This is a genomic window from Luteolibacter sp., from assembly GCF_058122085.1.
Genome location: NZ_JBIKBQ010000083.1, coordinates 1 through 19,336, shown reverse-complemented (window position 1 = coordinate 19,336; position 19,336 = coordinate 1). Strand labels below are relative to the sequence as shown.

Here is a 19,336-nt window from a genome sequence, read left to right as displayed (position 1 = left end):
TGATCGCCGCCACATCCATTCACTCGGTCTCCGGCGGCATGATCGCGCCCCACGGGGAATCCCCCATTTTCGCGACCACCACCGCCTTCGGCCAGGCCGACGCCGGGAAATCCAGGTTCTGCCAGCCGTCCGGGGACTCACCGGCACACAGCCAGTTCGCATCGGAGACGATGTGGAGCTTCTTCCCATCCTTGAGAGTGGCGCTGAAGCGCAGGGCGATTCCGGCGGCGCCCTGTTGGTTGCGGCCCTCGACGGCGATGACGTTGCGACCGCCCGGCTTGAGATGGGCGAGCACCTCGTAGCTGCGGGGAGTTTTCCAATCCACGCCCGTGCCGAGATCCACGCCGTTGACGAACAAACGGTGCTCGTCGTCGCAAGCCACCGTGAGCGCCGCGCTGGCGACATCCGCCGGCAGTTGGAACTCCCGCCGGAAAAACACCTTTTCATCCGCGGCGGGCTGCGTGCTTTTCCAGATCCAGACCGCGGTCGGCATGCCTCCCGGCGCGGCCTTGCCGCCCTGCTGGATCCGCAAATCCTTGAACTCCGTCTTCATCGCCGGCCCGGCATGGACTTGCAGCGCGATCACGCCTTTGGCCGCGCGTTTTTCCGGCTGCACGTCCTGGATTTCCGCCGCCAGCTTGCCGTTGATGAAATGCCGGAGCATCTGCCCCTGCGCCACGATCCGGTAGGAATTCCAAACCGCCAGATCCACGGCCGGCACTTCGAGGGGCCCGGTCACTTCCGGAGTGTCGCCGAGCTTGACCCGCTGGCCCCGCTCGCAGGCGATTCCCCGGCCTTTCTCCTCGTAAAGCATCCCGAGGTAGGACGCCTGCGGATGCAGATCCATCTGATAGCCGCCGACCACCCACTTGGCGGGATCGACCACTTGGCTGCGGTATTGCACGCCGGAATTGTTGCCGCTGACGCGGGCTTGGAATTCGAGTTCGAAATCCCCCGGCTCGCCGCCCTGCCAGATCAGGAAGGAATTGGCGTCGATTTTCCTTTCAGCATCGTCGGTCTCGCCGATCAGAACGCCGCCCTCCACCCGCCACAGCCGGGAATCCCCGGACCAACCGGCGAGATCCGTGCCGTTGAACAGCGCTTGCCAGCCAGCCCGGCACGGCAAGATCGCCATCAGCAAGCAAAGCGGGATTAAAATTCGGGTCATCTGGCCTTTGGATACGGACCGCGGATTCCCGGGTTTTCAGAAATTATCCCGAAGCCGCGTCTTTCCGTCTCAAGCCATTTCAGGCCTCCGCCAAAAGCTTGCGGAAATAGTCGATGGTCGCGTCCAGTCCTTGATCCAGCGAGACCGTCGGCTGCCAGCCGAGCTCGGCGGTGGCCAGCGTGATGTCTGGCTGGCGCTGCTTCGGATCGTCGCCGGGCAGCGGCAGGAAGGTGATTTTCGACGGACCTCCGACTTTCTTCAGAACGAGCTCCGCCAGCTGGATCATGGTGAATTCGCCGGGATTGCCGATGTTGACCGGGCCGGTGAGCGTCGGGTGGTTCATCAGCCGGATGAAGCCCTCGATCAGGTCGTCCACATAACAGAACGAACGGGTTTGGCGGCCGTCGCCATAGATCGTGAGATCCTGCCCCTGGAGCGCCTGGACGATGAAATTGGAAACCACCCGGCCGTCGTTCGGCAGCATCCGCGGGCCGTAGGTGTTGAAAATCCGGACCACCCGGATATCGACCTGGTTCTGGCGGTGATAGTCGAAGAACAGGGTCTCGGCGCAGCGCTTGCCCTCGTCGTAACAGGCGCGGATGCCGATCGGGTTGACGTTTCCGTGATACGATTCCGGCTGCGGATGGACGTCGGGATCGCCGTAAACCTCGGAAGTGGACGCCTGGAAGACCCGCGCCCCGGTGCGCTTCGCCAGACCCAGGCAATGGATCGCGCCCATCACCGAGGTCTTGGTCGTCTTGATCGGGTTGTGCTGGTAGTGCGGCGGCGAGGCGGGACAGGCGAGGTTGTAAATTTGATCGATCTCGTATTTGAACGGCTCGGTCACGTCGTGGCGGACGAGTTCGAAGTAAGGATTGCCCATCAGGTGGGCGATGTTGCGCTTGCGGCCGGTGAAAAAATTGTCCAAGCAGATGATTTCATGGCCCTCGCCGAGAAGCCGCTCACAGAGATGGGAACCCAAAAAGCCAGCTCCGCCGGTGATCAAAATTCGCATGGCGAAAACCAATCAGGCCCCCCCCGCCGGATCAAGACCGGATCGGAAAGAGATTTGACCCGCTGGAGATGGAATGCCCCGGGTTTCAGAAACGGCTTCGGGATGGACCATTCGCAGCGATTGCCACGAAGGGCGGTGGTGTGTGGGAGAATCGTCACCAACGCCAGTTCGTCCTCCTCAGGTAAAGATGTGAGCAGCAAGCAGGGAAAGCTCCCGGCGTTCCTTCCGGCTCAGCGAAGGTCGCAAAGGGACGCGACGGCGAAAATCTCATGGGAGACAAATTTCCGCTGGTCCGGCGTGAAACTGATCGGAAGGGCCGCATGCGGCAGGGCGACCGCAGCCGGACTCGATTTCAACAGCGCCGAACACCGGGTGATCCGGGGATTCGGAGCCCTCTTGGGGCGGCATGTCACACTTTTTGTTATTGTGACTGATTGATCATTAACATTGAAATTTGGATATTTAAAGTCCATATCTCGCTGATGAAACTGCAACGGCAGCATCTTCTGGAAAAAATCCGCACGGCTTTGGGCCGGAGTCGAATCGTCGCACTGTTGGGACCAAGGCAGGCGGGCAAGACTTCGCTGGCGAGGATCATCGCGGCGGAACAAGGCGCGAGCCTGTTCGATTTGGAAGACCCCACGGATGCCAACCGCTTGAGTGCTCCCAAGCTGGCGCTGGAAAAATTGACCGGTCTGGTCGTGCTGGACGAATTCCAACTCATGCCCGAACTGGCACCCATCCTACGGGTGCTGGCGGATCGAGATCCCTTGCCGGCGCGCTTTCTCATTCTTGGCAGTGCCTCGCCCGATCTTCTGAAAACGTCTTCGGAAACCCTCGCGGGCCGTGTCGAGTTTATCGAAATCGGCGGCTTTACCTTGGAGGAAACAGGCGTCGCCACCCAAGCTCAACTCTGGCAACGAGGTGGCTTCCCGCTCTCTTATTTGGCGGCGGACGATGCCGCCAGCTACCAATGGCGGTCGGATTTCATCCGCACGTTTCTGGAGCGTGACATCCGCCGCTTCGGCGTGAACACACCACCCGAGGCCCTGCGGCGGCTGTGGCAAATGCTCGCTCATCATCACGGTGGCGTTTCCAACGGCTCCGAAATCGGCCGCTCGTTGGGTGAGTCGAATCAAACCGTGCGCCGCCACCTCGATATTCTCACGCACGCCTTCATGATCCGGCAGCTCCCGCCCTGGTTCGAGAATTTGGGAAAACGACTTGTCCGGCATCCGAAGATCTATGTCCGGGACACCGGTCTGCTCCACGCCTTGTTAGGCCTCGCCTCGCCCGCCGCCGTCGAGGGGCATCCCAAGTGCGGAGCCTCGTGGGAAGGCTTCTGCATCGAGCAAATCCTCCGCCGCACCGATGACCGGCAAGCCTGGTTCTGGGCAACCCACTCCGGCGCGGAACTCGATCTGCTCTTGCTCCAGAACGGCCGGAAGATCGGTTTCGAGTTCAAATACAGCGATGCTCCCAAGACCACCAAGTCCATGCACAGCGCGGTGGAAAGCCTGCAATTGGAGAGACTGATCGTCGTCCATCCGGGTGAAGCATGCTACCCGCTCAACGAAAAAATTCAGGTGCGGTCGCTATCGGTGACACTGCGGGAGCTTGTAGTGTGCTGATGTATCAAAGAGCCGATGAAGTTGGAAAGCATCGCCGGGCGTGAGTCGGTGTTCTGAACCGGTAGGGCTGGCCCGCCGTGGCCCGCCCACTTGTCGCCAACGGCGCGGGATGCCGACGGGAAGAATTTGAACCGCAAAGCCGCAGAGGTCGCAAAGGAACGCAAAGAGGAATTTTTCATGGATTGGCAACAAGTTGAATCGTGGATTGAAGATTTTGGTTCGAAAATGCCGGACGAAAAATGGAGTGTGAAACTCCTGGGTTTCTCATTTCAGCATCTCAGCCTTTCAGGTTTTCAGCATCTACTTGCGAAGCCGGTAGAACCCACTGCCCGGCGCCGGGGTTCGTCGGAGAAGGTCACTGTCCGGGTGTCTTGACATCGCGTGCCTCGGGAGCGAAACTCCCCTGAAATGCCAACCGCCGTCCGCAGCACTCCCTTCAGCGACCCTCTGCCGGAAGATCTGGAGTCCGCCGTGGGCTGACCCTTGCCGAACTCGATCACCATCTGCGGCTGATGGCCGCGCTCAAGATGTTCGAGCTGGGCAAAATCAGCAGCGGAAAGGCGGCGGAACTCGCCGGAATGAGCCGTAGCGATTGCTTCGCCGTCTGAGGAGATACCGAATCAGCATCTTCAACTATCCGCCCGAGGAAGCCGAAGCGGAATTGCGCAAGGATCTTGAAACCCTGGCTTCCCTGGGGCCGAAATGATCCTGATATGCAATGCCGGCCCGGTCATCGCTGTGGCCAAAATCGGATGGCGCAGCTTCCGCAAAAACCCCGCCTCGCATTCGATCCGCTCCAGCGACTCGCCGCCGGTCGCCGGTCGCCGCACGCCGCACAAGGCTCCAGCGAGGGGTTCCCGGAATCCCCGGTGCCCGTCGCTCGGTTTTGACATCCTTCCCCCGGATTCAAGCGGATCGGAAACGGTGACGTCAATTTCCCATATCGGGATTTCAGCACGCCGGAACATCGATCCCGCCCGTTGTTCAATTTAGTTTGAATTCTCCGGGAAAGCTCCTTACTTTCCAGCCCATGGGCGATCTGTTGGACGGAGATCAAAACGAAATGGACCCCTTGGAGCGCCAGGTGGTGGCCATGTTCGTGGACGGCGTGCGCGTGTTGGGCCTGCCCCGTTCGATCGGAGAAATTTACGGGCTGCTCTTCATTTCACAATCCGGCCTGTCCCTCGACGATCTCGTGTGCCGCCTCCGCATCAGCAAGGGCTCCGCCAGCCAAGGGCTGCGGACGCTCAAAGGCCTCGGCGCGGTGCGCGAAACCGACGGTGGCGACGATCGCCGCACTTATTACGAACCGGCGATCGAGCTCAAGCGCCTCGCCGGCGGCTTCATCCGCGAGCAAATCCGCCCGCATCTGGAAAACGGAAAAACCAAGATCGGCCGGCTGGCGGAGAGCGCCCGCGACATCGAAGACCCCGAGCGCCGGAAATTCCTTGGCGAGCGCGTCGAACGTTTGGAAACATGGATGCGCAGCGGCGGCAGGGTCCTTCCCGTGCTTCAAAAACTTCTCGGCCAATGAAATCCACCGATCCCCAACAGCCGGAATGGTTTTGCCTCCGGTGCCAGACCAAACGCGAGCACATCGCCGCCGGCCATTTGCGCGAACTCGAGGGCGTCGAGGTTTTCTGCCCGCGCCTGCGCTACCGCAAAGCCACCCGCCGCGGCAAGATCTGGTGGGTCGAACCGATGTTTCCCGGCTACCTGCTGGCCAAATTCAACATGGCCGAGATGGAGCGCGCCGTCACCTTCTGCCAAGGCATCCGCGGACTCATCCGCTTCGGCTCGGAAATCCCGCCCGTCCCCGAGTCGTTCGTCGAGGCGATCAAACACGAAATCCTCAACCGCAAAGGCGCCGAGCATGACGAACTCGTCACCCTCAGCCCGGTCATCCAGATCGGCGATGAAGTGGAAGTCGCCTTCGGCCCGCTCCAGGGAATGCAGGGAACCGTCGTCTCGGTGCCATCCGCCACCGAGCGGGTGAAAATTCTCATCGAATTTCTCGGAAACCCGCAGGCGGTCGACATGGACCTCTTCTCGATCCTTCTTCCCAGACGTCCAGCTCCTTAAAATCAAACGTTTCCTACGCGATCCCGTGACTCACCTCGTAGGTTTCCCGTTCAATACTCGCCGCAGTCGCCGGCGAAAAATCCCCCCCGCCGATGACCACACCACCCGCCACCCGCATTGCCCAGGTTTCTCTCCATCCCGGAGAGATCGACCAAGGGCGGTAGCGTGAAGGCGGCCGCGCCCCATTTCCCGCCACTTGAAATCTGATCAACCCACCGATTTCCTGATCATCGGCGCCGGCTTCTCCGGACTCGTGATCGCCGAGCGCCTGTCCGCCGCCGGCTGGAAGTGCGTGGTCGTGGACCGCCGCAACCACCTCGGCGGCAACGCCCGCGACGCCACCGACGCCGCCGGCGTCCTCACCCATCAGTACGGCCCGCACTACTTCCGCTCGAACTCGCCGCGGATCGTCGATTACCTATCCGCTTTCACCGAGTGGCACGAGGTGGATTACACGATCAAGAGCCACGCCCGCGGCCGCTACTGGAGCTTTCCCATCAATCTCAACACCTTCGAGGAATACCTCGGCCGGCCCGCCACCACTGAGGAGTTCACCGCCTGGCTGGAGCAAAAGCGGATTCCCGTCGCGGACCCGCAAAACTCCGAGGACGTCATCATCTCCCAGGTCGGCCGCGAACTTTACGAGCTGTTTTTCGAAGGCTACACGCTCAAGCAATGGAAGCGCCACCCGCGCGAGCTCGACGCCTCGGTCTGCGGCCGCATCCCCGTCCGCACCAACCGCGACGACCGCTACCTGTCCGAATCCTTCCAGGCCCTGCCGAAACACGGCTACACCGCTCTGTTCGAAACCATGCTCAACGCCTCGCCCGGCGTGGAACTCCACCTGGGCGTGGATTTCGAGGAAGCCCGCGCCCGCTGGAGCCACAAGCACCTCGTCTTCACCGGCGCCATCGACGAGTTCTACAGCCGCCGCTTCGGCGCGCTTCCCTACCGCTCGCTGCGCTTCGAGCACGAATCGTTCTCCGCGGAAGAACTGCTAGCCCGCAAGCCCGTTTCCGGAAAACCCGGCTTCTGGCAGCCCGCGATGCAGGTGAACTATCCGGAACCCGAGGTGCCGTTCACCCGCATCGTCGAGATCAAGCACGCCACCGGCCAACAGATCGACGCCACCACCATCGTCCGCGAGTTCCCCAAGGACTGGACCCCGGACGACGAGCCGTTCTATCCGGTCCCAGCTCCCGAAGCCCGCACCGCCTTCCTCCGCTACTCCGAGCTCGCCGCCGCAGAGCCTAACACCAGCTTCATCGGCCGCCTTGCCACCTACCGTTATTATAACATGGACCAGGTCACCGCCATGGCCATCACCGAGGCGGAGAAACTCATTTCCCGCTACGGGTCCAACCCATGAAAAAACTCTTCATCGCGGGCCACCGCGGCATGGTCGGCTCCGCGCTGGTGCGCGAGGCCGGGAGACTCGGCGGCTACCAGCTCCTCACCGCCACCCGCGACCAGCTCGATCTCTGCGACCAGCGCGCGGTCTTTGATTTCCTCGCCGCGGAAAAACCGGACGTCGTCATCATCGCCGCCGCCAAAGTCGGCGGCATCCACGCGAACGCCACCTACCCCGCGGACTTCATTTACGAAAACCTCAGCATCGCCTCGAACCTCGTCGAAGGCAGCCGCCGCGCCGGAGTGCCGCGCGCGCTGTTCCTCGGCTCGTCCTGTATCTATCCGAAAATGGCGCCCCAGCCGATGCCGGAAGACTGCCTGCTCACCGGGCCGCTGGAAACCACCAACGAAGCCTACGCCATCGCCAAAATCGCCGGCCTCAAACTCTGCCAGCACTACCGCGCCCAGCACGGCCTGATGTACCACAGCATCATGCCCACCAACCTCTACGGCCCCGGCGACAACTATCACCCGGAGAACTCCCACGTCATCCCCGCCCTCATCCGCCGCTTCCACGAAGCCACGGAACGCGGCGACGCCTCCGTCACCATCTGGGGCACCGGCACTCCGCGCCGCGAGTTCCTCCACGTCCACGACCTCGCCGCCGCCTGCTTCCACCTCCTGTCGTTAGACTCGCCGCCCGACTGGGTGAACGTCGGCGTCGGCGACGACGTCACGATTCTCGAACTCGCCACGCTCGTCGCCAAAACCACCGGCTTCAGCGGCAACATCCTCACCGACCCCTCCAAGCCCGACGGCACACCGCGCAAGCTGCTGGATATTTCGAAAATCCAGGCCACCGGCTGGCAGCCCGCAGTCCCCTTCCGCGAAGGCCTCGCCTCCGCCTATCAGGATTTCCTCGCCACCCTCGCCACCGGCGCGGCCCGTCTCTGAGAGAAGTCTGAAGGTCAAAGACGCCAGCAACTCCTCCTCTTCTCTTCCGACTTTAAGACCTTCGACCTTCGACCTTCGACCTTCGACCTTCGACCTTCGACCTTCGACCTTCGACCTTCGACCTTCGACTCTTCAACTTTCCCACACCTCCGATGAAAAAAGCACTCATCACCGGCATCACCGGACAAGACGGCTCCTACCTCGCGGAATTCCTGCTTGAAAAAGGCTACGAAGTCCACGGCATCAAGCGCCGCGCCTCGCTCTTCAACACCCAGCGGATCGACCACATCTACGAGGACCCGCACGTCGAGAACTCGCGCTTCCGCCTGCACTACGGCGACCTCACCGACAGCTCGAACCTCACCCGCATCATCAGCGAGGTCCAGCCCGACGAGGTTTACAACCTCGGCGCGCAATCCCACGTCGCCGTCTCGTTCGAGGCCCCCGAATACACCGCGGACGTCGACGCCATCGGCACGCTGCGCCTGTTGGAGGCGATCCGTTTCCTCGGCCTCGAGAAGAAGACCCGCTTCTATCAGGCGTCCACCTCCGAGCTCTACGGCCTGGTCCAGGAAATCCCGCAGAAGGAAACCACGCCCTTCCACCCGCGCTCGCCCTACGCCGTCGCCAAGATGTACGCCTACTGGATCACCGTGAACTACCGCGAGGCCTACGCCATGTATGCCTGCAACGGCATCCTCTTCAACCACGAGTCCCCGCGCCGCGGCGAGACCTTCGTCACCCGCAAGATCACCCGCGCCATCGCCAACATCGCCCAGGGCCTCGAAGCCTGCCTGTTCCTCGGCAACATGGACTCCCTCCGCGACTGGGGCCACGCCAAGGACTACGTCCGCATGCAGTGGATGATGCTCCAACAGGAAACCGCGGATGATTTCGTCATCGCCACCGGCAGGCAGATTTCCGTCCGCGAGTTCGTCCGCATGTCCGCCCGCGAGGCAGGCATCGAACTCACCTTCTCCGGCGAGGGCGACCAGGAAATCGCCACTGTCAGCGCCGTCAATCCCGACCTCGCCCCGGCGGTGTCCGTGGGTGCCGTCGTCGTGAAAGTCGATCCCCGCTACTACCGCCCCGCCGAAGTCGAAACCCTGCTAGGCGATCCGACCAAGGCGAAGGAGAAACTCGGCTGGGTTGCCGAAATCACCGTCGAGCAAATGTGCGCGGAGATGGTCGCCCACGATCTCGACATCGCCCGCCGCCACTCGCTGCTCAAATCCCACGGCCACCACGTTTCCGTTTCCAAGGAGTAATACCGGCTCATTCCGCTGGACGGAAAGCCTGTCCAGCGATTGATTCAGCCATGAGCACGATTTCCTACACGGAAGCCCGCGACCGCTTGGCAAGCGTTTGGGACCAAACCGTCTCGACCCGCGAGCCGGTGGTCATCGACCGGCGCGGCCACGAATCGGTGGTGCTGGTGCCCGCCAGCGAACGGGAAGGGCTGTTGGAAACCGCCCGACTTCTCCGCTCGCCCGCCAATGCGCGCAGGCTGATGTCCGCCCTGAACCGCCTCGAACAAGGCGAAGGCCGGGAACTCTCGCCCGACGCGCTGGCCGCAAAAACGGGCGACGCATCACCCAGGAGCACCGCTTGGTCTATCGGGTGAAAGACGACCGCATCCTCTTCGCCCAAGCACGCTATCATTATTAACCTCACTGCCCCATCATGAAAAAAGTCTTTGTCTCCGGATGTTATGACATCCTCCACGCCGGTCACCTCCAGTTCTTCGAAGAAGCCCGCGCGCTGGGCGACTATCTGATCGTGTCGTTCGCCTCCGCCGAGGTGCTCTGGCACCACAAGCGGCGCAAGCCATCCATCCCGGACGACCACAAGCGCGCCCTGCTCCAGGGCTTGCGGATGATCGACGAGGTCATCGTCACCCAGGGCCACAAGGAGGGAATCGACTTCGAAGAGGATTTCCTGCGCATCCGCCCGGACTTCCTGATCGTCACCGAGGACGACAAATACGGCGACGTGAAACGCGAACTCTGCGCCGCGGTCGGCGCGGAATACACCGTTCTCGCCAAGACCCCGCCGCGCTTCGAACCGGTCTCTACCAGCTCCATCGTCCGCTGGGTCCAAGCCCCCACCGAAGCGCCTTTGCGGATCGATTTCGCCGGCGGCTGGCTCGACGTCCCGCGCTTTTCCCGGCCCGGCGAGTATGTGGTGAACTGCGCGATTTCCCCGCTCGTCTCCTTGCGCGAATGGCCTTACGAAAAGCAAGCTGGCCTCGGCGGCAGCGGCGCGTGGGCCCTGCTCAACGGCCGCGACGGATTCGAGTCCGAGATCGACCTCGGCGTCGGCTGGCAGGACCCGGCGGTCATCCGGGAAACCGGCCTCTGCGTCTGGCGCTCCGGGCTCACCCCCGTGCTCGACTTCAAGCACAACGGCGATTTTCTATCAGGACGGATGGCCATCTTCTGGACCGGCAGCCCTCACGACACGCCCGGCGTCGTCAACCACCCGCGCGACTATGATGGCATCGCCCGCAGCGCCCGGGTCGCCCGCGAAGGCGCGCTCCAAGCCGACATCCGCTGCCTGGCAGACGGCGTGCAACTCTATCACATGACCCAGCTCGCGGAAGGCATGGACCCGCTGCCGGAAATCCCCGGCGCCATCGCCCGCAAATACTGCGGCGGCGGCCACGGCGGCTACGCGCTCTATCTGTTCGACAAGCCGGTCCTCCGCGACGCGGCCATCGCCACCACCCCGGAACTCCGCCCCGTCGAACCGTTCTGCCGCGTTTGAACTGCGGGCGCATAGCGTTAGTCGGTAATGGTGAGGATCCCCGCATCCCATCTTCTTTTCCTCTTCGACGTTCGATGTTTGACGTTCGATGTTCAATGTTCGATTCCCGCTCCATGCGCACCCTTCCCATCATCGGCCTGCCCGTCGCGGCGACCACCTACGCCGGAGCCGTGGAATGGATCCTCGAGCGCGCCCGGCGAAACGACCGCGCCTACGCCGTCGAGGCCGCCAACACCCACGTCGCCGCGCTGGCCCGCAGCGATGAGGATTTCGGCGAGTCCATGCGCCGCTTCGACCTGATCTGCCCCGACGGCATGCCGCTCGTCTGGGCGCTCAACTCCCGGCTCGCCGCGACCGGGAAACTATCCGACCGCGTTTACGGCCCGACCCTGATGCTGGAAACGCTCAAGGCGACTAACGGCCTACCGGAGTTCAAACATTTCCTCCTCGGCGGCAAGCAAGGCACGCTCGACAGCCTCACCCGCAAATTCGCCGGGGACTTCCCCAACGTCGCCATCGCCGCCACCCACTCCCCGCCGTTCGGCGAGTGGCCGGAAAGCGAGTTCGAGTGCATCGCGGAGAAAATCCGGACCTCGGGAGCCAACCTCGTCTGGGTCGGCCTCGGCTGCCCCAAGCAGGAACACTGGATCGCCCGCAACAAGCACCGTCTGCCGCCAGGCGTCTATTTCGGCATCGGCGCGGCCTTCGCCTTCCACGCCGGCGAGGTGAGACAATCACCGCCCGTCCTCCAGCGTCTCGGCCTCGAGTGGGCCTACCGCCTCGCCATGGAGCCCCGCCGCCTCTTCAAACGCTACTTTGTTTACAACTCGCTCTTCCTCTATCACCTCCTCCGCGACCACATGCGGGGCTGACGGATCCCCTGCTCCAATCACTCCTTGCGCGCTCTGTGGCCCCAAGATAGCCTCTCCGCATGAACTACCGCATCCGCTTGATCGAAACCGATGAAGGCTGGTCCGTTTCCTGCCTCGACCTGCCTGGGTGCCACTCACAGGGAGCTACCCGAAACGAGGCAATCGAGGCAATCCGCGAAGCAATCCAACTCTGGCTGGACGTGGAGGCCGAAGAAAGCGGAATCAAAAGCGCGGAAACCCTGGAACTTACGGTCTGATGCCCAAATTGCCGGGTATCATCCAGAAGGATGCCGTCCGGGTTCTCTCCAAAATCGGCTTTCGCGTGGTTCGCGAATCCGGCCACGTGGTGATGGGCGACGGTCAGACGCGCCTGACCATTCCCAGGGAGCCACCTGCGATGAGGCGACCGCAATGGGACCTATCGCCAAGGACGCCGGCTTCAGCCCATCGGAATTCAGCGACCTCCTCCGAATTCTTCTTTCCTTCTCAATTTCAGCTTTTCAGCTTTTCAGCATCTCAGCTTTTACCATGACCATGCCTATCAAATCCATCTGCTGTCTCGGCGCCGGTTACGTCGGCGGTCCCACCATGGCCATGATCGCCTCCAAGTGCCCTCACATCCAGGTCACCGTCGCGGACATGAACGAACAGCGCGTCGCCGCGTGGAACTCGGACAACCTGCCCGTTTACGAGCCCGGACTTGATGCCGTCGTCGCCTCCGCGCTCGGCCGGAACCTCCACTTCACCACCGACATCCGCGCCGCCATCGCCGGCGCGGACCTGATCTTCGTCTCGGTCGGCACGCCCACCAAATCCTACGGCATCGGCGCCGGCCGCGCCGCCGACCTCCGCTACATCGAATCCGCCGCCCGCCTGATCGCGGAGGTTTCCGAGGGCCACAAGATCATCGTCGAGAAAAGCACGATCCCCGTCAAAACCGCCACCGCGATCAAGTCCATCCTCGCCGCGAACTCCCCGAACGGAGCCACCTTCCAGGTCCTTTCCAACCCCGAGTTCCTCGCCGAGGGCACCGCCGTCGAAGACCTCCAATGCCCGGACCGCATCCTCATCGGCGGCGAAATCACCCCCGAGGGCAACGCCGCCGTCGAGGCGCTCGTCTCGGTTTACGCCAACTGGATTCCCCGCGACCGCATCCTCACCACCAACCTCTGGTCGTCGGAACTTTCCAAGCTCGTCGCCAACGCCTTCCTCGCCCAGCGGATCTCCTCGATCAACTCCATCTCCGCCCTCTGCGAAGCCACCGGCGCCGACGTCGACGAGGTCGCCCGCGCCATCGGCATGGACTCGCGGATCGGCCCGAAGTTCCTCAAAGCCTCCGTCGGCTTCGGCGGCTCCTGCTTTCAGAAGGACATCCTCAACCTCGTCTATCTCTGCGAGTCCTTCAACCTCCCGCAAGTCGCCAAATACTGGCGTCAGGTCGTGCAGCTCAACGACTGGCAGAAATCGCGGTTCGTCGAGAAAATCGTCCGCACGCTTTTCAACACCGTCAACGGCAAGCGGATCGCCATCCTCGGTTTCGCCTTCAAGAAGGACACCAACGACACCCGCGAGTCGCCCGCCATCCATGTCTGCCGCGACCTGCTCCACGAGCGCGCCCACCTCGCCATTTACGACCCGCGAGTCAGCGTGGCGACAATCCATCAGGACCTGATCGCCGCCGGGGTCTCGCCGGAGCTCGTCGCGTCGAACGTCGAAATCTGCAGCGACCCCTACACCGCGGTCGCCGGGGCGCACGCGCTCGCCACGCTCACCGAATGGGACGAGTTCCGCACCCTCGAACTGCCGCGCGTTTACGACCTGATGCTCAAGCCCGCCTTCGTCTTCGACGGCCGCGCCGTCCTTTCGCTGGAAGCGCTGGTCGCCCACGGCTTCGAGGCCTTCGTCATCGGCAAGGGTCTGTAGCCAAAGACGCGCCTTTACAAAGCAGTCATTCGCAACTAGACAGTTGTCGTGAAAGCAAGCGTCATGGATCTGCGTTACAGGACCAAGGAGGTCCTGCGGGCGCTGGAAGCACGCGAGGAAATCATCCTCACCCACCGTGGCACCGAAAAAGGGAAAATCATCCCCCCCGGCCACCCTCAACCCACCCGCCCGCCAATCTCGCAACTCGCGGCCGTGGGCATGTGGGCGGACGATGTCGAGCCCGTTCCCGTCATGGTCGCCAGACTGCGAAAGCCACGTCCATGCTGATCGATACCGACATTTTGATCTGGTGCCTCAGAGGCAACCCGAAAGCCGTCAAGGCGATCGACGGACTCCAGGACCGCCTCGTTTCCCAAATCACCCGCATGGAGCTCATTCTCGGCTGCCGGAACAAAACTGAAATCACCCTTCTCAAACGCTTCCTCGTCGATGGCGGCTTCCGCGTCATCGCGCTGAGTCAGGAAATCGGAAGCCGGGCCGACTTGTACCTTGAGGAAAGACACCTCAGTCATGGTGTCGGCCTTCCGGACGCGCTCATCGCCGCCACCGCTTCCCTCCAAGGCCAGCCTCTTTTCACCGCAAACGCCAAACACTTCCGTTGCTTTACTGACATCCAAGTCAAACGCTTCACCCCTTGAGTCTCTCTTTCCGCGCCTTCACCATGAACATCCATCCCGAGTTCCACCGCTTCCTCCACCGCCACGACAAGGAAAACCTGCTCGGCCAGCGCGGCCTCGTCGTCTGGCTCTGCGGCTTGTCCGGCTCGGGGAAATCCACCATCGCCAACGCCGCCGAGCGCGTGCTCCACCAGCAAGGGCGCTTCACCACCATCCTCGACGGCGACAACCTCCGCACCGGCCTCAACTCCAATCTCGGCTTCACCGACCAAGACCGCCTGGAAAACATCCGCCGCATTTCGGAAGTCGCCAAAGTCTTCGCCTCCCAGGGCATCATCACCTTCGTCTCCGCCATCACCCCGCGCGGCGAGCTCCGCGACCTCGCCCGCGGCCTGCTCGGCAACGACCTCTTCGAAGTTTACATCAAGGCCAGCTACGAGGCCTGCGAACAGCGCGACGTCAAAGGTCTCTACGCCAAGGCCGCCCGCGGCGAAATCGCCCATTTCACCGGCAAGGACGGCTCGTTCGAAGCCCCGCAAAACCCGCACCTCGTCCTCGACACCGAAACCACCACCATCGAGGACGCCGCCTTCGAGCTCCTCGAAGCCATCCGCGAACGGATCGTCTCGAACCGCCCGCTCTGAAGATTCCGGTTTGCCGGATTCGTTGAAAGACGCTGAAGTCCTCGGACTTCGGCGTTTTTTGTTTTCCGCGCCTCCACTCGGTTTCGTCAGGCCCGCACTCGATACATTACAATAAAACTCAACTTAATAATTATTTCTTGACCTGAGCGAACCACCCGCCTACCCCTCCCGCGCCTCTTCCCTCTCCATTTCAGCATTTCAGCATTTCAGTTTTCAGCTTTTCAGCATTTATTCCACCATGCCCAACTACCATCTCAGCCAGCTCGACCAACTCGAAGCCGAAGCGATTTTCATCCTGCGCGAAACGGCCGCCCAATTCGAGAACCCCGCCCTCCTGTTCTCCGGCGGCAAGGATTCGATCGTCATGGCCTGGCTCGCCCGCAAGGCCTTCTGGCCCGCCCGCATGCCCTTCCCGCTCGTCCACATCGACACCGGCCACAACTTCCATGAAACCATGACTTACCGCGATGAATTCGTGGAACTCATCCGCGCCGCCCTCGTCGTCGGCTCCGTCCAGGACTCCATCGACAGCGGCCGCGTCGTCGAGGAAAAAGGTCCCAACGCCTCGCGCAACAAACTCCAGACCGTCACCCTGCTCGACACCATCGAGCTCAACCAATACGACGCCTGCCTCGGCGGCGGCCGCCGCGACGAGGAAAAAGCCCGCGCCAAGGAGCGCTTCTTCTCCCACCGCGACGACTTCGGCCAGTGGGACCCGAAAAACCAGCGCCCCGAACTCTGGAACCTCTTCAACGGCCGCAAGAACCCCGGCGAACACTTCCGCGTCTTCCCGCTCTCCAACTTCACCGAGATGGACATCTGGATGTATATCAAACGCGAAAACATCCCGCTGCCCTCCATTTACTTCTCCCACGAGCGCGACGTCTTCGAGCGCAACGGCTCCCTGCTCGCCGTCACCGACTTCCTCAAGCCCCAGGACCACGAACCCGTCACCCGCCAGATCGTCCGCTTCCGCACCATCGGCGACGCCACCTGCACCGGCGCCGTCCATTCCACCGCCTCCGACCTCGACGAAGTCATCGCCGAAGTCGCTGCCGCCCGCCAGACCGAACGCGGCACCCGCTCCGACGACAAACGCTCCGAAACCGCGATGGAAGACAGGAAGAAGGAAGGATACTTCTGAAGAAAAAGCGTCGAAAGTCTAAATGTCTGAAAGTCTAAAAGTCATAAGACCCCGCAACTTACCTTCGACCTTTACACCTTTAGACTCTCAACAACGATCACATGACCATAGAACGCTTCGAAGACCTCCGGATCTGGCAGGACGCGCGAGTCCAAGCCAACCGCATTTACGATTCGTTCGGCCCTAACGCTCCGTCAGCCCGCGATTTTGGCTTTAAGGATCAAATTCAGCGTTGTGGCGTGTCCGTGATGAACAACATCGCTGAGGGATTCGAACGCAGATCGGATCCCGATTTCGCGCGCTTTCTTGATATCGCCAAGGGTTCGAACGGAGAAGTCCGCAGCATGCTTTATCTGGCAGAAGATCGCGACTATCTTCCATTCCAAGTCGCCAATGAAATGAGAAATTCCAGTGAGAATCTCAGTCGTGCCATCGAGTCACTCGCCAAACACCTCCGCATCTAATCCGCCTCTCCGACCTTCAGACTTTAAGACATTTAGACCTTTAGACTCTTTTATAACCATGGACCTACTCCGCTTCACCACCGCCGGTTCCGTCGACGACGGCAAATCCACCCTCATCGGCCGCCTGCTCTATGATTCCAAATCCATCTTCGAGGACCAGCTCGAAGCCATGGAGGAATCCTCCCGCCGCCGCGGCGACGAGAACGTCAACCTCGCCCTGCTCACCGACGGCCTCAAGGCCGAGCGCGAGCAGGGCATCACCATCGACGTCGCCTACCGCTACTTCGCCACCCCCAAGCGCAAGTTCATCATCGCCGACACCCCCGGCCACACCCAGTACACCCGCAACATGGTGACCGGTGCCTCCACCGCCAACCTCGCCATCATCCTCATCGACGCCCGCAAGGGCGTGATCGAGCAGACCAAGCGCCACAGCTTCATCGCCAACCTCCTGCGCATCCAGCACCTCGTCGTCGCCGTCAACAAGATGGACCTCGTCGATTACTCCGAGGAGGTCTATAACAAGATCATCCAGGACTTCCGCGACTTCGCCTCGCGCCTCGACAACATCGTCGAGATCACCGACATCCCGATCTCCGCGCTCAACGGCGACAACGTCGTCGACAAGTCCGAGCACATGCCCTGGTACCAGGGCCCGACCTTCCTCTATCACCTCGAGCACGTCTATGTCGGCGGCGAGGAGAACCACGTCGACGCCCGCTTCCCCGTGCAATGGGTCATCCGCCCGATGAGCGACGAGTGGCACGACTTCCGCGGCTACGCCGGCCGCGTCGCCGGCGGCGTCTTCAAACCCGGCGACGAGGTCACCGTGCTGCCCTCCGGCTTCAAGACCCGCGTCAAGGCCATCCACAGCCCGGACGGCGAGAAGGAGGAGGCCTTCGCCCCGCAGTCCGTCTGCATCACGCTCACCGAGGAGATCGACATCTCCCGCGGCGACACCCTGGTCAAGACCAACAACCCGCCCCAAGTCTCCCAGGACATCGAGGCGATGATCTGCTGGTTCTCCAACAAGCCGATGCCGCCCAAGGCCAAGCTGGTCATCCGCCACACCACCCAGGAAACCAAGGCGATCATCCAGGACGTCAAATACCACGTGGACATCAACACCCTCCACAAGATCGAGGGCGTGGACGGCTTCGCCATGAACGACATCGGCCGCATCACCCTGCGCACCGCCGTCCCGCTCATCCACGACTCCTACCGCCGCAACCGCGCCACCGGCTCGTTCATCCTCATCGACCCCGGCACCAACGAAACCGTCGCCGCCGGCATGATCGTGTAGCGGCGATCACCGGTCGCCGCGAAACGATCACTCCCCACGGACCGCGTTCATTCCGCGCGCCATGGAGCGGCGGAACGCGTCCGCCGATGTCCATGCGGAGCCAATGACCGTAGCGATGCGCTTTCCATGATCCCCCCATGGTCCGGGCGAAACTGATAGTCGGTGCAACTCCTTGATGATCCGCGTGCGTCGCGTCCATCCGCGGTTCTGTTTGCCTCTTTGGCACCGGAACCCGCGCTGTGATGAAGTGTGGAATCGGCGCGCCTGACCGGCAAAACACGAACATCTTTGGAACAAGCAGCGGGTAGAGGAAACTCCCCCCATCGGCGACTTTTCCCCGGAAAGGAGAATAAACCGATGAATGCTTCAAATATCGTTAGCTCGCGGACGAAGTGTTTTCGCCACGGTTGTTTCAGACGCTTGGTGCTCGCGTTTTTGATCATGTTGATCGCCGCGCCGAGCGGGTTTGGAGTTGACTATTATGTGGCGGTCGAAGGCAAGGACACCGCCGATGGAATCAGCCTGACAACCCCGCTCGCGACCCTCCAAAAAGCGATCGGTCAGGCCGCCCCGGGTGACACCATCCATGTCCGCGGCGGAACCTACCGCCAGCAGGTCACGGCCACCGCGAGAGATGGCACGGCGGGTGTCTATTTGACGATCCAAGCCTACGGAGACGAGCGCCCCGTGTTCAAGGGCTCCGATGTGGTGACCGGCTGGGAACACCATGAGGGAGCCATCTGGAAGAAGACCGGATGGGCTTACAACAGCCAGCAGGTGTTCTGCAACGAGCGCTATCTCCAGCAAATCGGACTGCCCCACAGTTCATACCTCTCTTACCAATACACACCCGTCGGGACGGGAATCGCCGACATGGTTCCGGGTTCGTTCTACTATGACGCCACAGCCACAACTCCGACCCTGTATGTCTGGCTCCACGACGGTGGCGATCCTAACGATGACGATGCGATCATGGAAGTTAGCACCAGGAAGTGGGTGTTGGCGGTCCACGCCATTCCCTTTGTCCACATCAAGGGCCTGGCCGTCCGCCACTGCAACTCGTCAGCGGCCAACCCCGGCGGAACAGCGGTAAGCATCGGCTCGGATTCCATCATTGAGAATTGTGATATCCAATGGTGCGATTTCGAAGGACTTGGCTTGAGAAGCCGCGCGCAAGCCATTCACTGCACGATCAGCAACAATGGCGACGTGGGTGTCGGTGCCAATAGTGTTGAAAACATCCTTGTTCGAGGATGGGAAGAGGATTTTTTTTCGTTAAAATGTTAAAATCGATTGGTGCTGGTTGATCGGGCGATGTTCCGACATCGCCTGTTTGAACAAACGTTTCAAATCAACCAACACCATGAGTAAACAGACAGGGA

At 61.8% G+C, this 19,336-nt stretch carries 24 protein-coding genes; 22 read left to right on the top strand and 2 right to left on the bottom strand.

The window, feature by feature from the left end; all coding sequences use genetic code 11:
• Positions 1-19 precede the first annotated feature (19 nt).
• A complete protein-coding gene (locus tag AC4DF4_RS13010; RefSeq protein ID WP_490048537.1) occupies positions 20-1,168 on the bottom strand; it encodes a 3-keto-disaccharide hydrolase in 1,149 nt (382 codons plus the stop codon).
• A gap of 79 nt (positions 1,169-1,247) precedes the next feature.
• Positions 1,248-2,183 carry a UDP-glucuronic acid decarboxylase family protein gene (locus AC4DF4_RS13005; protein ID WP_490048536.1) on the bottom strand — a complete coding sequence of 312 codons (936 nt, stop codon included), beginning with the start codon at positions 2,181-2,183 and terminating at the stop codon, positions 1,248-1,250.
• On the opposite strand from AC4DF4_RS13005, the gene AC4DF4_RS13000 reads away from it, so the two are divergent.
• The 22 genes from AC4DF4_RS13000 to AC4DF4_RS12895 all read left to right on the top strand — a co-directional run bounded on the left by AC4DF4_RS13000 (position 2,109) and on the right by AC4DF4_RS12895 (position 19,241).
• A complete protein-coding gene (locus tag AC4DF4_RS13000; protein ID WP_490048540.1) occupies positions 2,109-2,621 on the top strand; it encodes a hypothetical protein in 513 nt (170 codons plus the stop codon). The two genes, AC4DF4_RS13005 and AC4DF4_RS13000, sit on opposite strands and share 75 nt — an antisense overlap.
• Positions 2,622-2,665: 44 nt before the next feature.
• Complete coding sequence (locus AC4DF4_RS12995; RefSeq protein WP_490048535.1) at positions 2,666-3,814, top strand: ATP-binding protein; 1,149 nt, start codon at positions 2,666-2,668, stop codon at positions 3,812-3,814.
• Positions 3,815-3,940: 126 nt separating this feature from the next.
• The gene (locus AC4DF4_RS12990) at positions 3,941-4,189 is read left to right on the top strand and encodes a hypothetical protein (protein ID WP_490048534.1); all 249 of its coding nucleotides are present in this window, start codon (positions 3,941-3,943) and stop codon (positions 4,187-4,189) included.
• A gap of 137 nt (positions 4,190-4,326) precedes the next feature.
• On the top strand, positions 4,327-4,422 hold the full coding sequence (locus AC4DF4_RS12985; RefSeq protein ID WP_490048533.1) for a UPF0175 family protein: 96 nt from the start codon (positions 4,327-4,329) through the stop codon (positions 4,420-4,422).
• Between the two features lie 422 nt (positions 4,423-4,844).
• Positions 4,845-5,348, top strand: a complete 504-nt coding sequence (locus AC4DF4_RS12980; RefSeq protein WP_490048532.1) for a GbsR/MarR family transcriptional regulator — start codon at positions 4,845-4,847, stop codon at positions 5,346-5,348.
• On the top strand, positions 5,345-5,896 hold the full coding sequence (nusG, locus tag AC4DF4_RS12975; protein ID WP_490048531.1) for a transcription termination/antitermination protein NusG: 552 nt from the start codon (positions 5,345-5,347) through the stop codon (positions 5,894-5,896). The genes AC4DF4_RS12980 and nusG overlap by 4 nt, the downstream gene beginning before the upstream one ends.
• 196 nt (positions 5,897-6,092) lie before the next feature.
• Positions 6,093-7,265 (top strand): UDP-galactopyranose/dTDP-fucopyranose mutase family protein, encoded by a 1,173-nt coding sequence (locus AC4DF4_RS12970; protein WP_490048530.1) that lies wholly within the window; start codon positions 6,093-6,095, stop codon positions 7,263-7,265.
• Entirely contained in the window at positions 7,262-8,200 is a 939-nt protein-coding gene (locus tag AC4DF4_RS12965; RefSeq protein ID WP_490048529.1) for a GDP-L-fucose synthase family protein, read from the top strand. Before AC4DF4_RS12970 ends, AC4DF4_RS12965 begins: the two co-directional genes overlap by 4 nt.
• Positions 8,201-8,352: 152 nt before the next feature.
• On the top strand, positions 8,353-9,468 hold the full coding sequence (gmd, locus tag AC4DF4_RS12960) for a GDP-mannose 4,6-dehydratase (protein ID WP_490048528.1): 1,116 nt from the start codon (positions 8,353-8,355) through the stop codon (positions 9,466-9,468).
• 50 nt (positions 9,469-9,518) lie between these two features.
• Positions 9,519-9,824 (top strand): type II toxin-antitoxin system Phd/YefM family antitoxin, encoded by a 306-nt coding sequence (locus AC4DF4_RS12955; protein ID WP_490048527.1) that lies wholly within the window; start codon positions 9,519-9,521, stop codon positions 9,822-9,824.
• A complete protein-coding gene (locus AC4DF4_RS12950) occupies positions 9,791-9,868 on the top strand; it encodes a type II toxin-antitoxin system YoeB family toxin (RefSeq protein ID WP_490048539.1) in 78 nt (25 codons plus the stop codon). Before AC4DF4_RS12955 ends, AC4DF4_RS12950 begins: the two co-directional genes overlap by 34 nt.
• Before the next feature lie 15 nt (positions 9,869-9,883).
• Complete coding sequence (locus tag AC4DF4_RS12945; RefSeq protein WP_490048526.1) at positions 9,884-10,966, top strand: adenylyltransferase/cytidyltransferase family protein; 1,083 nt, start codon at positions 9,884-9,886, stop codon at positions 10,964-10,966.
• A 113-nt stretch (positions 10,967-11,079) separates the two neighbouring features.
• Positions 11,080-11,838 carry a WecB/TagA/CpsF family glycosyltransferase gene (locus AC4DF4_RS12940; RefSeq protein WP_490048525.1) on the top strand — a complete coding sequence of 253 codons (759 nt, stop codon included), beginning with the start codon at positions 11,080-11,082 and terminating at the stop codon, positions 11,836-11,838.
• 59 nt (positions 11,839-11,897) lie between these two features.
• Positions 11,898-12,095, top strand: a complete 198-nt coding sequence (locus AC4DF4_RS12935; protein ID WP_490048524.1) for a type II toxin-antitoxin system HicB family antitoxin — start codon at positions 11,898-11,900, stop codon at positions 12,093-12,095.
• A 277-nt stretch (positions 12,096-12,372) separates the two neighbouring features.
• The gene (locus tag AC4DF4_RS12930) at positions 12,373-13,761 is read left to right on the top strand and encodes a UDP-glucose 6-dehydrogenase (RefSeq protein ID WP_490048523.1); all 1,389 of its coding nucleotides are present in this window, start codon (positions 12,373-12,375) and stop codon (positions 13,759-13,761) included.
• Between the two features lie 48 nt (positions 13,762-13,809).
• Complete coding sequence (locus AC4DF4_RS12925; protein WP_490048522.1) at positions 13,810-14,049, top strand: type II toxin-antitoxin system Phd/YefM family antitoxin; 240 nt, start codon at positions 13,810-13,812, stop codon at positions 14,047-14,049.
• Positions 14,043-14,420 (top strand): type II toxin-antitoxin system VapC family toxin, encoded by a 378-nt coding sequence (locus AC4DF4_RS12920; RefSeq protein ID WP_490048521.1) that lies wholly within the window; start codon positions 14,043-14,045, stop codon positions 14,418-14,420. The genes AC4DF4_RS12925 and AC4DF4_RS12920 overlap by 7 nt, the downstream gene beginning before the upstream one ends.
• 23 nt (positions 14,421-14,443) lie before the next feature.
• Positions 14,444-15,043, top strand: coding sequence for an adenylyl-sulfate kinase (gene cysC / locus AC4DF4_RS12915; protein WP_490048538.1), 600 nt, complete (start codon positions 14,444-14,446; stop codon positions 15,041-15,043).
• 238 nt (positions 15,044-15,281) lie between these two features.
• Positions 15,282-16,187 carry a sulfate adenylyltransferase subunit CysD gene (gene cysD / locus AC4DF4_RS12910; protein WP_490048520.1) on the top strand — a complete coding sequence of 302 codons (906 nt, stop codon included), beginning with the start codon at positions 15,282-15,284 and terminating at the stop codon, positions 16,185-16,187.
• Between the two features lie 101 nt (positions 16,188-16,288).
• The gene (locus tag AC4DF4_RS12905; RefSeq protein ID WP_490048519.1) at positions 16,289-16,651 is read left to right on the top strand and encodes a four helix bundle protein; all 363 of its coding nucleotides are present in this window, start codon (positions 16,289-16,291) and stop codon (positions 16,649-16,651) included.
• 58 nt (positions 16,652-16,709) lie between these two features.
• Entirely contained in the window at positions 16,710-17,954 is a 1,245-nt protein-coding gene (gene cysN / locus AC4DF4_RS12900; RefSeq protein ID WP_490048518.1) for a sulfate adenylyltransferase subunit CysN, read from the top strand.
• Between the two features lie 441 nt (positions 17,955-18,395).
• Positions 18,396-19,241 (top strand): right-handed parallel beta-helix repeat-containing protein, encoded by an 846-nt coding sequence (locus tag AC4DF4_RS12895; protein WP_490048517.1) that lies wholly within the window; start codon positions 18,396-18,398, stop codon positions 19,239-19,241.
• Positions 19,242-19,336 lie beyond the last annotated feature (95 nt).

Excerpts from the sequence above, each read along its gene's own strand:
- AC4DF4_RS13010 (WP_490048537.1), bottom strand. The coding sequence starts at position 1,168 with ATGACCCGAATTTTAATCCCGCTTTGCTTGCTGATGGCGATCTTGCCG.
- AC4DF4_RS13000 (WP_490048540.1), top strand. The coding sequence starts at position 2,109 with ATGGCCCTCGCCGAGAAGCCGCTCACAGAGATGGGAACCCAAAAAGCC.
- AC4DF4_RS13005 (WP_490048536.1), bottom strand. The coding sequence starts at position 2,183 with ATGCGAATTTTGATCACCGGCGGAGCTGGCTTTTTGGGTTCCCATCTC.
- AC4DF4_RS12995 (WP_490048535.1), top strand. The coding sequence starts at position 2,666 with ATGAAACTGCAACGGCAGCATCTTCTGGAAAAAATCCGCACGGCTTTG.
- AC4DF4_RS12985 (WP_490048533.1), top strand. The coding sequence starts at position 4,327 with ATGGCCGCGCTCAAGATGTTCGAGCTGGGCAAAATCAGCAGCGGAAAG.
- AC4DF4_RS12980 (WP_490048532.1), top strand. The coding sequence starts at position 4,845 with ATGGGCGATCTGTTGGACGGAGATCAAAACGAAATGGACCCCTTGGAG.
- nusG (WP_490048531.1), top strand. The coding sequence starts at position 5,345 with ATGAAATCCACCGATCCCCAACAGCCGGAATGGTTTTGCCTCCGGTGC.
- AC4DF4_RS12965 (WP_490048529.1), top strand. The coding sequence starts at position 7,262 with ATGAAAAAACTCTTCATCGCGGGCCACCGCGGCATGGTCGGCTCCGCG.
- gmd (WP_490048528.1), top strand. The coding sequence starts at position 8,353 with ATGAAAAAAGCACTCATCACCGGCATCACCGGACAAGACGGCTCCTAC.
- AC4DF4_RS12955 (WP_490048527.1), top strand. The coding sequence starts at position 9,519 with ATGAGCACGATTTCCTACACGGAAGCCCGCGACCGCTTGGCAAGCGTT.
- AC4DF4_RS12945 (WP_490048526.1), top strand. The coding sequence starts at position 9,884 with ATGAAAAAAGTCTTTGTCTCCGGATGTTATGACATCCTCCACGCCGGT.
- AC4DF4_RS12940 (WP_490048525.1), top strand. The coding sequence starts at position 11,080 with ATGCGCACCCTTCCCATCATCGGCCTGCCCGTCGCGGCGACCACCTAC.
- AC4DF4_RS12935 (WP_490048524.1), top strand. The coding sequence starts at position 11,898 with ATGAACTACCGCATCCGCTTGATCGAAACCGATGAAGGCTGGTCCGTT.
- AC4DF4_RS12930 (WP_490048523.1), top strand. The coding sequence starts at position 12,373 with ATGCCTATCAAATCCATCTGCTGTCTCGGCGCCGGTTACGTCGGCGGT.
- AC4DF4_RS12920 (WP_490048521.1), top strand. The coding sequence starts at position 14,043 with ATGCTGATCGATACCGACATTTTGATCTGGTGCCTCAGAGGCAACCCG.
- cysC (WP_490048538.1), top strand. The coding sequence starts at position 14,444 with ATGAACATCCATCCCGAGTTCCACCGCTTCCTCCACCGCCACGACAAG.
- cysD (WP_490048520.1), top strand. The coding sequence starts at position 15,282 with ATGCCCAACTACCATCTCAGCCAGCTCGACCAACTCGAAGCCGAAGCG.
- AC4DF4_RS12905 (WP_490048519.1), top strand. The coding sequence starts at position 16,289 with ATGACCATAGAACGCTTCGAAGACCTCCGGATCTGGCAGGACGCGCGA.
- cysN (WP_490048518.1), top strand. The coding sequence starts at position 16,710 with ATGGACCTACTCCGCTTCACCACCGCCGGTTCCGTCGACGACGGCAAA.
- AC4DF4_RS12895 (WP_490048517.1), top strand. The coding sequence starts at position 18,396 with ATGTTGATCGCCGCGCCGAGCGGGTTTGGAGTTGACTATTATGTGGCG.